Source organism: bacterium (assembly GCA_024226335.1).
Classification (GTDB): Bacteria; Myxococcota_A; UBA9160; order SZUA-336; family SZUA-336; genus JAAELY01.
On the sequence record JAAELY010000118.1, the window covers coordinates 118,662 to 127,974 of the forward strand.

8 protein-coding genes are annotated in these 9,313 nt (G+C 60.2%); 4 read left to right on the plus strand and 4 right to left on the minus strand.

Annotated features, from left to right (window positions below):
- Positions 1-108: 108 nt before the first annotated feature.
- Positions 109-2,367 carry an ATP-dependent Clp protease ATP-binding subunit ClpA gene (gene clpA, locus GY725_05420; GenBank protein MCP4003616.1) on the minus strand — a complete coding sequence of 753 codons (2,259 nt, stop codon included), beginning with the start codon at positions 2,365-2,367 and terminating at the stop codon, positions 109-111.
- The gene (locus GY725_05425) at positions 2,364-2,711 is read right to left on the minus strand and encodes an ATP-dependent Clp protease adaptor ClpS (protein ID MCP4003617.1); all 348 of its coding nucleotides are present in this window, start codon (positions 2,709-2,711) and stop codon (positions 2,364-2,366) included. The genes clpA and GY725_05425 overlap by 4 nt, the downstream gene beginning before the upstream one ends.
- Before the next feature lie 88 nt (positions 2,712-2,799).
- On the opposite strand from GY725_05425, the gene GY725_05430 reads away from it, so the two are divergent.
- The gene (locus GY725_05430; protein MCP4003618.1) at positions 2,800-3,948 is read left to right on the plus strand and encodes an N-acetyltransferase; all 1,149 of its coding nucleotides are present in this window, start codon (positions 2,800-2,802) and stop codon (positions 3,946-3,948) included.
- Positions 3,949-4,031: 83 nt separating this feature from the next.
- Here the strand turns inward: GY725_05430 and GY725_05435 are convergent, their stop codons facing one another.
- A complete protein-coding gene (locus GY725_05435) occupies positions 4,032-4,793 on the minus strand; it encodes a 1-acyl-sn-glycerol-3-phosphate acyltransferase (GenBank protein ID MCP4003619.1) in 762 nt (253 codons plus the stop codon).
- A gap of 160 nt (positions 4,794-4,953) precedes the next feature.
- Here GY725_05435 and GY725_05440 point away from each other — a divergent pair, with 160 nt between their 5' ends.
- Positions 4,954-5,523 (plus strand): DUF1232 domain-containing protein, encoded by a 570-nt coding sequence (locus GY725_05440; GenBank protein ID MCP4003620.1) that lies wholly within the window; start codon positions 4,954-4,956, stop codon positions 5,521-5,523.
- A gap of 26 nt (positions 5,524-5,549) precedes the next feature.
- Here the strand turns inward: GY725_05440 and GY725_05445 are convergent, their stop codons facing one another.
- Positions 5,550-6,701, minus strand: a complete 1,152-nt coding sequence (locus GY725_05445) for a PilZ domain-containing protein (GenBank protein ID MCP4003621.1) — start codon at positions 6,699-6,701, stop codon at positions 5,550-5,552.
- A 217-nt stretch (positions 6,702-6,918) separates the two neighbouring features.
- Between GY725_05445 and GY725_05450 the strand changes: the two genes are divergently transcribed.
- Both GY725_05450 and GY725_05455 read left to right on the plus strand, forming a co-directional pair.
- Positions 6,919-7,932, plus strand: coding sequence for a HAMP domain-containing protein (locus tag GY725_05450; protein ID MCP4003622.1), 1,014 nt, complete (start codon positions 6,919-6,921; stop codon positions 7,930-7,932).
- A 484-nt stretch (positions 7,933-8,416) separates the two neighbouring features.
- Positions 8,417-9,304: a MoxR family ATPase gene (locus tag GY725_05455; protein ID MCP4003623.1), complete on the plus strand. Its 888-nt coding sequence runs from the start codon at positions 8,417-8,419 to the stop codon at positions 9,302-9,304.
- The last annotated feature ends 9 nt before the right edge of the window (positions 9,305-9,313 follow it).

Sequence of the window (9,313 nt, forward strand, 5' to 3'; positions counted from 1 at the left end):
TGGCGGACCGTTCGCGACACGTGCGGCACTCGAGTGACAGAACAGGACAGAGAGACAGCCGCTCTCCCGCATCGGCCATGGGGAGCAAACCCCGGGTCCGTACCCGGGTCAGTTTGCTTCGTATACGAAGACCAACTCGCCGTCGGCCACGTCTACTCCGACCTTTCCGCCCTTGGCGAGTTTCCCGAAAAGGATTTCGTCGGCCAGCTTGTCCTTGAGTGCGCTCTGGATCACCCGCGCCAGTGGGCGCGCACCAAATAGTTTGTCGAAGCCCTTGTCGGCCAGCCAGATGCGGGCGGATTCTCCGAGCTCGATCTTGATCTTCTTTTCCTCGAGTTGTTTCTCGACTTCGACCACGAACTTGTCTACGACTCGCCTCATGATCTCGGGCGTCAGCTGCTTGAATGTGACGACCTCGTCGAGACGGTTGCGGAACTCGGGGCTGAAGAGTCGTTCCACGTCCTTGTGACCATCGCTTCGCGACTCGTCACCGAAGCCGATCGAACGATCGGTCATGCCCCGGGCCCCCACGTTGCTGGTCATGATCAGCGTTACGTGACGGAAGCTGGCCTCGCGGCCGTGATTGTCGGTCAGTGTGGCGTGATCCATTACCTGGAGCAGGATGTCGAAGAGATCGGGGTGGGCCTTTTCGATCTCGTCGAGGAGCAGAACCGCGTAGGGGTTGCGGCGCACGCTGTCGACCAGGATGCCTCCCTGGTCGTAACCCACGTAGCCCGGAGGTGCACCGATCAAGCGCGCGACGGCGTGCTTTTCCATGAATTCGCTCATATCGAAGCGCATGAACTGTACGTTCAGGGTCTTGGCGAGTTGTTTGGCGAGTTCGGTCTTGCCCACGCCGGTGGGGCCCATGAACAAGAAGGATCCTACTGGGCGGTCCGCTCCGCCCAGACCCGCGCGTGCGCGTTTTACCGCGCGTACGACCGTGGAGATCGCATCGTCCTGTCCGAAGACCACACGCTTCAGATCGGGTACCAGGTTCTCGAGGTTCTCGCGATCCGAACTCGACGCCGTCGGTAGCGGAATCTTGGCCATGCGCGAGATCAGAAGCTCCACGTCTCTCACGCTGATGTTTTTGCGTCGTTCCTTGCTGCCCAGGCGAACGGCCGCGCCCACCTCATCCATCACGTCGATGGCCTTGTCCGGCAGGAAGCGGTCCTGCAAGTGTTTCGCGGAAAGTTCTACGCACGCCTTGAGCGAGGGGACCGTGTAGTGCACGCCGTGGTGTTCTTCGTATTTCGGCGCGAGCCCCTGGAGAATCTTCACGGCCTCGTCGTTCGACGGTTCGTGGACTTCGATCTTCTGGAAGCGCCGCGCCAGCGCCCGGTCCTTTTCGAAATGGCGGTATTCCTGATAGGTGGTCGAGCCCATGCAGCGCAGCTCGCCATTTTGCAGCAGTGGCTTGAGCATATTCGAGGCGTCGACGGTCGCGCCCTGAGCGGCCCCCGCGCCCAGAATCGTGTGGATCTCATCGATGAACACGACCGGGTTGTCGCGCTCCTTGACCGCCGCTACGAGCGCTTTGAAGCGAGCCTCGAAATCTCCGCGATACTTCGTTCCCGCGAGCATCGAACCCAGGTCGAGTGCGAAGATCTCAGCGCCCTTCAGATCGCGGGGTACCTCACCGGAAACGATCTTCTGCGCCAGACCCTCGGCCAGAGCCGTCTTGCCTACTCCCGATTCTCCGACGAAAATCGGATTGTTCTTGCGCCGTCGGGCAAGTATGTGAATGGCGCGATCGATCTCGTCGCGTCGCCCGATCAGTGGATCGAGTTTTCCTTCTTTTGCGAGTTCGGTCAGGTTGGACGCGAACGCGGTCAGGGGATCGGAGACCTCACCCTCCTCATCGTCCATCTCGGCCGGGGTTCGATCCGGGTCCCCGCCCGATCCGTTCATCCCGCGATCGTCGGGCAGTTTAGAAATACCGTGTGAGATGTACTTGAGGACGTCGAAGCGGGTCACGCCCTGCTCTCGCAGGAGTTGCACCGCATGCGCCTCGGGTTCCTGGAAAATGGCCGCAACCATATCCCCGGCTTCGACTTCTTCGCGTTCAGCATTCTCGGCGTGGGAAACCGCGGACTGGATCACGCGATGAAAGGCCAGAGTCTGTAGGGTTTCGACCGGACCCTCACCCGGTGCGGCCTCGATTTCCTCTTCCAGGAAGTGCTCCAGGCCGCCTTTCAATCGCTTCAGATTCGCGCCGCTGTGGCGCAGAACCTCGGCCCCACGCTCATCGTGGAGCAACGCGTACAGCAAGTGCTCCACGGTCAGGTATTCGTGGCGTCGAGAAATGGCCTCGCGCATGGCCGCCTGTAGGGTCAGTTGCAACTCTCGCGTGATTCGACTCATTCCTGTTCCGCTCCGGCCCGCAATGGATAGCCTCGCTCCTCTGCAAGTTCGTGAACCCGTGCCACCTTCGTCTCGGCGACTTCCAGGACGTAGACACCGGCAATACCCATTCCCGCCTGGTGAATCTGAAGCATGAGCTGTGTCGCCTCCGCGGGGCCCTTGCTGAAAACCTGTTCTAGCAATGCCACCACGAACTCCATCGGCGTGTAGTTGTCGTTGTACAGGATCACCTTGAAACGCGCAGGCCGCTTGGCCTTCTGGCGTTCTTCCGTCGCCAGCCCGCCTTCGCGCTCTCCGTCCAGCCCGGGCCGGCCGCCACCCGGATTTTTTGGTTTGTCCGCCACAGCCCAGAGGATAACTGAACCGGAGGAAGCGTCGATCGGTCTATCGAGGCAAATACAACCTTTCTCCGGACGGGTACACTGTCTTCGAATGGCGGAAATCGAGCTGCTGAACGGGGTCGCCGAGGTCCCAAAAGATGACTGGAACGCCCTGGTGGGCGATCAGTCCCCCTTTCTGGAGTGGGATTTCCTGGCTTCGCTCGAGCAGGCCGATTGCGTGGGCGACACCAGCGGCTGGAGCGCCCGGCCACTGGTCGCGCGCGAGAATGGTCGGGTGGTGGCGGCCTGTCCTCTCTACCTGAAGTCCCATAGTGAAGGTGAGTTCGTCTTCGATTGGAACTGGGCGGATGCCGCTGAACGCGCAGGAATTTCCTACTACCCGAAGCTGCTGGTCGGGATTCCCTTCACCCCCGTTGGAGGGACTCGCTTTCTGGTCGCATCGGATCAGGATCGAACGCACTGGGTGAGTCAGCTCGGTCATGCGCTGCTCGGCCTGTGTGAGGACAATGATCTTTCGGGTGTGCATGTCCTGTTCTGCGCACCCGAGGAGGTCGAACCCCTGGAGCGTCTCGGCTTCGAGCTTCGGATCGGTGTTCAGTATCACTGGTTGAACGAAGGCTATGCGGATTTCAATGAGTACCTGAGTCGCTTTCGCAGCAAGCGCCGCAATCAGATCAAGCGCGAGCGTCGGGGAATGGTAGAAGAAGGTATCGAGATCGAAGCCCTTACCGGCGACGAGATCACGCCGGATCTGATCGATCCCATGTACGAGTTCTATTGCTCGACGGTAAATACGCGCATGTGGGGCCGCCAGTATCTGAATCGCAAGCTATTCGAGCTCTTGATCGAGCGCTCCCGGCATCGCCTGTGTTTCATCGTCGCGCGGCAGAAGGGCCAGATCATTGCCGGTACGACGAATGTGCAGAAAGGGGATGCGCTCTACGGGCGCTACTGGGGGACCCGCCAGGATGTCCGCTATCTGCACTTCAATGTCTGCTACTACGCAGCCGTCGAACACTGCATCAGGCACGGACTGAAACGTTTTGAACCCGGAGCCGGCGGAGAGTACAAACAAACCCGCGGATTCGATGGTCAACCCACGTACAGTCTGCACTTCCTGCGCGAACCGCGTCTTCGACAGGCCGTTTCGCGCTTCCTCTCCGGTGAACGAGACCATATGCGTGACTCGATCGAGTGGCTGCACGAGAATAGCGTTCTGAAACCGAACGAAGTCACCTGACTCGCTTCCGTTTCTGTCGTCGAGATCCTGGCCGGCTGCGGCAAATCCAATCGAGCGTCTCGATCCAGGGTGGTCGCAACCGATCAGGCGATCTTTCTCTCTCGAGGAAGGTCGGGCTCGAGGTGGCTCGCGATCAGATCGTGGAGGCGAAGGGTCAGGTCTTCGACGCTCTCGTCTTCGAACTGCTCTGGAGAAACCTCGTCCAATACGCGCACGCTGATCGGGTGCCGTCCCTGCAGGACGAAACCGCGCTTTGGCAGTGCGCGCGCGCTACCGTCTAGAATGATCGGCAAGATGGGCGAGCGCGTGCGTTTGGCCAGTTCGAAAGCACCAGGTTTGAACGCCCGGATTCGTCCATCGGAAGAACGCGTTCCCTCCGGGAACATCATGATCGAGCTTCCCGATTCCAGAGTCCTTTGGCTCTCTGCGATCATCTGGATGATGCTCTCGCGATCGCCGCGCACGAGCTTGATGTAGCGGTTCATCGACATATTCCAGCCGATGAAGGGCACGCGGAAGTTCTCGATCTTCGACACCCACTTGAAGTGCACGAAGAGCCGGAACAATACCAGGATGTCGAGCAGGGACTGATGGTTGACGACGATTACATAGGCCGTGTCGCGACGGATCTTGTTTCGACCTTCGACTTTCACCGGCCAGATCGGATTCAGCCAGGTGTACAGGGAGGCCCAGAAGCACGTGAACTGATGGAGGATTCGCAGGTGCCGATCGAATGCGAGAGTGAGTGCCCAGATCGCGACCGCAAACGGGAACAGGGCGACGGAACTCGCGACGAGGAAACTCCAGAAGACCAGGGAACCCAGTACCCGAATCAACTGCTTCATATCCGCTCCAGATGTGAGCCTCTCTCCGACGCTCGTGAGGATGACCGAGGGATAGGAATATAGCCCGAGTCAGGACAAGTGTGGAGCGGGTTTTCCGATTGCGTTTGTCTCCGGAAATTCTGCCCGGAAGAGCGTTGCCAAATCCGTTATCCTCGTCGGTATGTCGGATCCTCTCAAGGTCACTTTCAAGCTCGGAGAGCGCGATCTCGCGCATTTCCGACGAATCATGAAGAGGGCAGTCGTAGCTGCCAACGAGCAGGACGAAGCCGATATCGTGTCGGGCGCTTTCGAGATGATCGAAAAAGCTCGAGCGATGAAGCCACCGGCTTACGTGCTCGATCGTCTCGATCGCCTCGAGACGATCGTGCTCATGACCCAGGATACCGGATGGAGCCTGCCGAAATCGAGCAAATCGAAGATCCTGGCCGCGGTCGGCTATTTCACCAATCCGGACGATCTGATTCCCGACGACATTCCCGGACTGGGATTTCTGGACGACGCGATCATGATCGAACTGGTAGAGCAGGAGCTTCGGATTGAACTCGCGGGCTACGACGAGTTCTGTCGGGCTCGCGATCGAGAGGAAGAACGTCCCTGGTACACGCAGGGCCGGGTCACTCGCGACAAACGAATTGAAGTGCACCGCAAGCGCATCCGTGAGAAAATTCGATCCCGGATGGCGAATGCACGCGACCGGAATCAGGGGCCCAGACGCTTCAAGCTCTGGTAGTCGACGCTTCGATCTCTGGCAGTCGATCAGTTTCTGCGGAAAGTCGATAGCATTCGCGTGAGTACCCGCGCGGGTTTGCCAGCCTCAGCGTGCAATGATTCGATCGACGGTAACTCGTCGACCAATTCGCGCAGGTTAGGCTCGGTTTCTGGGTCGAGCCACTCGAAGCGCAGCGCCAGGCCAGAGGTGCCGTCGTCGCGAATCACCTGAGCTTCGAGCAAAATGGACTCGGAAGATCCCTGCGGCTGGACGGCCAGGCGAAGCTCGTCGCCGATTTTCAACGAGGGATCGCGTTCGATTCGCATTCCGCCCATGGAAACGTCGCGCCCCAGGAGTACATGGTACGTCTCCGCGCGAGAGTTGCCGCCGATCGCCGTCATCTTTTCATTGAAGTGCTTGCGGGGATGTTCGCGGGACTCGCTGTGAGGGGCCGCTGGCTTTTCCTTGCGTTTGCCAGCCTGTGGAACCGATTCGGGCAGGACGGCCGGTCCGGTGGCGTGCGCGAGCAGGAGATCGCGTAGTCGATCACGTGACTCGCAGCTGAGTCGGGCAAAGCGAATGCCGTAGGCACTCTGGCCCTCGGAACCTCCCTCTCCTTCGCCCTGGCCGCAACGGGCAACCGTGCCCGGAAGTTCCAGTCTTTTCCCGCCCGCGACTTCGGCAGGGATGCGAACAACGAGCTTTTGGCTGCGCTCCAGAACCTTCGAAGAAAGCAGGCGGCAACCGCCTGGAGAAAGATCAGTCAAAGTCGCTTTGTGATTGCGAAGCTTGAGCTTCATGCTCACTTCGTAGCCGAAGGCGACGCGTCCTGCGCGTCGGCTCTCGGGCCCTCGATACAGGGCTCGAACTAGCAAGAGACGCAAGGCTGCGGGGTGGACGGGTTGGCGCACCATGAAGTCGAACCCAGCGCGTTCCAGGACCTGACGCTGCGTCCGAGAGTCCCCGTGCAGAAACGCGATCCAGGTCGCCCGATCTTCGTCACCTCCCGCCGTGCGCCGACACTGAAGTGCGATAGCGAGTCGTGATGTCGTGATCAGAAGCTTGTCTGGATCGGGTAGCAGGCCTCTGTGCTTCGACCCCTGGATGTGCTGGTATTCCACCTCGAGATCGTCGAGCAGATCGCGGGCTTCTCTCAACTCACCGTCATCGATCAGCAGCACTGTGGGCGTTTCGGACATGACCATCCACTTCGGGTTTTCGCTCCAGTCCGCATCGGGCCGGAGTGACAGGCTCTTGAATCATTCTCGTCAATACCGCCGAAACCCGGGAAAAGGCGTCAGTGAAATCGATCCTGCGCACGGATTGCTCAGCATTTTCATCAGAACGGACGATCACGAAAGCAACGGAATTTGCGGGTTGGCTGCCAATTACCTGCGTGTTCATGGAGGGGAACTGGTGACGATCAGCAGAAAGATCTTCGGACTGGCAAGCATATTCGCATTTGTTCTCGTTACCGTCGGAACCTATGCACTTTCGCGAATGGCGCAGTTGAGCAAGGATGTCCAGTTCGTATCGGCACAGGTTACGACACTGAACGAAACCAGTGGCACACTGAATCGTGTCGCCGCAGGACAGCTTCGTCAGATCCTCGAGTTCGAACGCGCCATGAGTGCTGCAACCGGGCGGGGTCACGGACCGTCGCAAGAAGCCAGGTACGGAACCGCTCGCCAGCGGTTCGAAAGCCTGGGTGCCGCGGTAGAAGGCTTGATCCAGAAGGGCGAGGGCGAGATTCAGGCTGCGATGCTACGCCCCCTTCCGGCGGAAGAGCGCAAGAAACTCTCTCTGCTCAGTGATCGCCTGCTCGACCTCGGCGTTGAGCAACGCGCGTTCTCCGAAAAGGCCTCCGTCATCTTTTCGGAGGTTGACGAGGGGGCCATCTCCGTGGCGGTTGCCCACGCAGCCGGCCTCAGTCCGGGCGCGGCCACATTTGATCTCGAACTCGCCAGTCTGGCTGCGGACATCCGGGCCCATACCGGCGAAGCACTGACCGAATCCCAGCGCGGTGTGGCGGCCAGCAGAGCCGGAATGCTCCTGCTCGTGGGTTTTGGGACGATGTTCAGCCTGATCGGGTGGGCGCTCATGGCCCGAAGTGTCGTCGCTCCACTCCACGAAGTCGGTCTGATTGCCGAGGCCGTGGCGACGGGCAAGACCGACGTCCGCTTTCCGACCGAGGTCCGGGACGAGACCGGCCGAGTGTTCGACGCCGTTCGCCAGCTCTCGGACGCGGTGCTGGCTGCTGAGCAGCGCACCGATGACAAGGCCAAGGATCTGGAGGGGGCACTCGCGCGAGTCGCCGAGCAGAACCGCCGCCTCCATGCGCTCGAACGGGAACTCGTGGAAGCCCGCCAGCAGACGGGCTCCGTCGGACCCCGTGAAATCATCGGAAATCAGCGGCATACCGACACCTAGGGAATCTCCGCACAGGGAGGATTCGAGCGAGAAGCGGGAGTCGCCGCCTGAGCAAGAAGCGTGATCCGATCGCAGATCCGTAGATCTGCAGAGGATCGCGCGACGCAGCGCAGGCGGATGCATCGCGCTTCGCAGCCGCAGCCTCCCTGTGCAGAGGTTCCCTAGCTACTGGCCAGCTCGAAACGATCTTCAGCGAAGCGCTTCGATGCAAGCCCGGAACCGGGCCGGTGAATAGGCGCGAAAGGGGCCAGAATCCGGGTGTCTGGCCGCTTCTCGGTCGCCGGACTGGATCGTCACACCTCCTCCTCCTACAATCCGACGCCCTTGCGACCACCGGGATCTCCTTTGGGGTGGGTGCTGCGAGTAGAGGAGGTCTGAGTTGGAGTCTTCGGAGGTTGAATCGTCGGATCAGTCTGCGCGTCACGTGCAGGCTTTTCAGCTGCTGACCAGCGAGGTCGGCAAGGTCCTGGTCGGTCAGGAGACCATGATCGCGCGCCTGTTGACGGGGCTCTTGACCGGTGGACACGTCCTGCTCGAGGGCGTTCCGGGGCTCGCCAAGACTCTTGCGGTGAAATGCCTTGCGCAAGCAATCGATACCGGTTTCTCGCGCATCCAGTTCACCCCCGACATGCTGCCGGCCGACATCATCGGCACGGAGATCTTCAACCCCAAGGAAGCCACCTACAGCGTCAAGAAGGGGCCGATCTTCTCCAATCTGATTCTCGCCGACGAGATCAATCGAGCGCCCGCCAAGGTCCAGGCTGCCCTGCTCGAAGCGATGCAGGAGAGGCAGGGAACGATTGGTCGGGAAACATATCCGCTGCACGAGCCATTTCTCGTGCTCGCCACGCAGAACCCGATCGAACAGGAAGGCACCTATCCTCTTCCTGAAGCGCAGGTCGATCGGTTCATGCTGAAAGTAAGAGTCGGCTATCCGAGCAAGGACGAGGAACGCAAGATCATGGACCGCATGGCGGGTGGTCAGCCCGAACCCAGTGTCCAGACCGTGATGCATCCCGATGATATTCTTGCGGCACGCGCCTTCGTCGACCAGGTCTTTGTGGACGACAAGGTGCGTGACTACATCGTCGACGTCGTACATGCTACGCGCGACCCGGCAGCCGCGGGCATCCCGGAACTCGAAGACATGATCGAGGTAGGCGCCAGCCCGCGCGCATCCATCTGGTTGATGAAGGCGGCAAAGGCCCAGGCCTTCCTCAACAACCGCAACTACGTCACGCCACACGATGTGAAGTCTCTGGCTCACGACGTGCTGCGACATCGGATCATACCGACCTACGAGGCCGAAGCCGAAGGCAAGAGCTCCGACGATCTGCTCTCGCTCGTGCTCGACAACGTACTCGTTCCCTGAGTCGTCCCG

Coding starts and splice junctions, on each gene's coding strand:
- GY725_05455 (MCP4003623.1), top strand. CDS start 8,417: ATGATCGCGCGCCTGTTGACGGGGCTCTTGACCGGTGGACACGTCCTG.
- GY725_05435 (MCP4003619.1), bottom strand. CDS start 4,793: ATGAAGCAGTTGATTCGGGTACTGGGTTCCCTGGTCTTCTGGAGTTTC.
- GY725_05440 (MCP4003620.1), top strand. CDS start 4,954: ATGTCGGATCCTCTCAAGGTCACTTTCAAGCTCGGAGAGCGCGATCTC.
- GY725_05430 (MCP4003618.1), top strand. CDS start 2,800: ATGGCGGAAATCGAGCTGCTGAACGGGGTCGCCGAGGTCCCAAAAGAT.
- GY725_05445 (MCP4003621.1), bottom strand. CDS start 6,701: ATGTCCGAAACGCCCACAGTGCTGCTGATCGATGACGGTGAGTTGAGA.
- clpA (MCP4003616.1), bottom strand. CDS start 2,367: ATGAGTCGAATCACGCGAGAGTTGCAACTGACCCTACAGGCGGCCATG.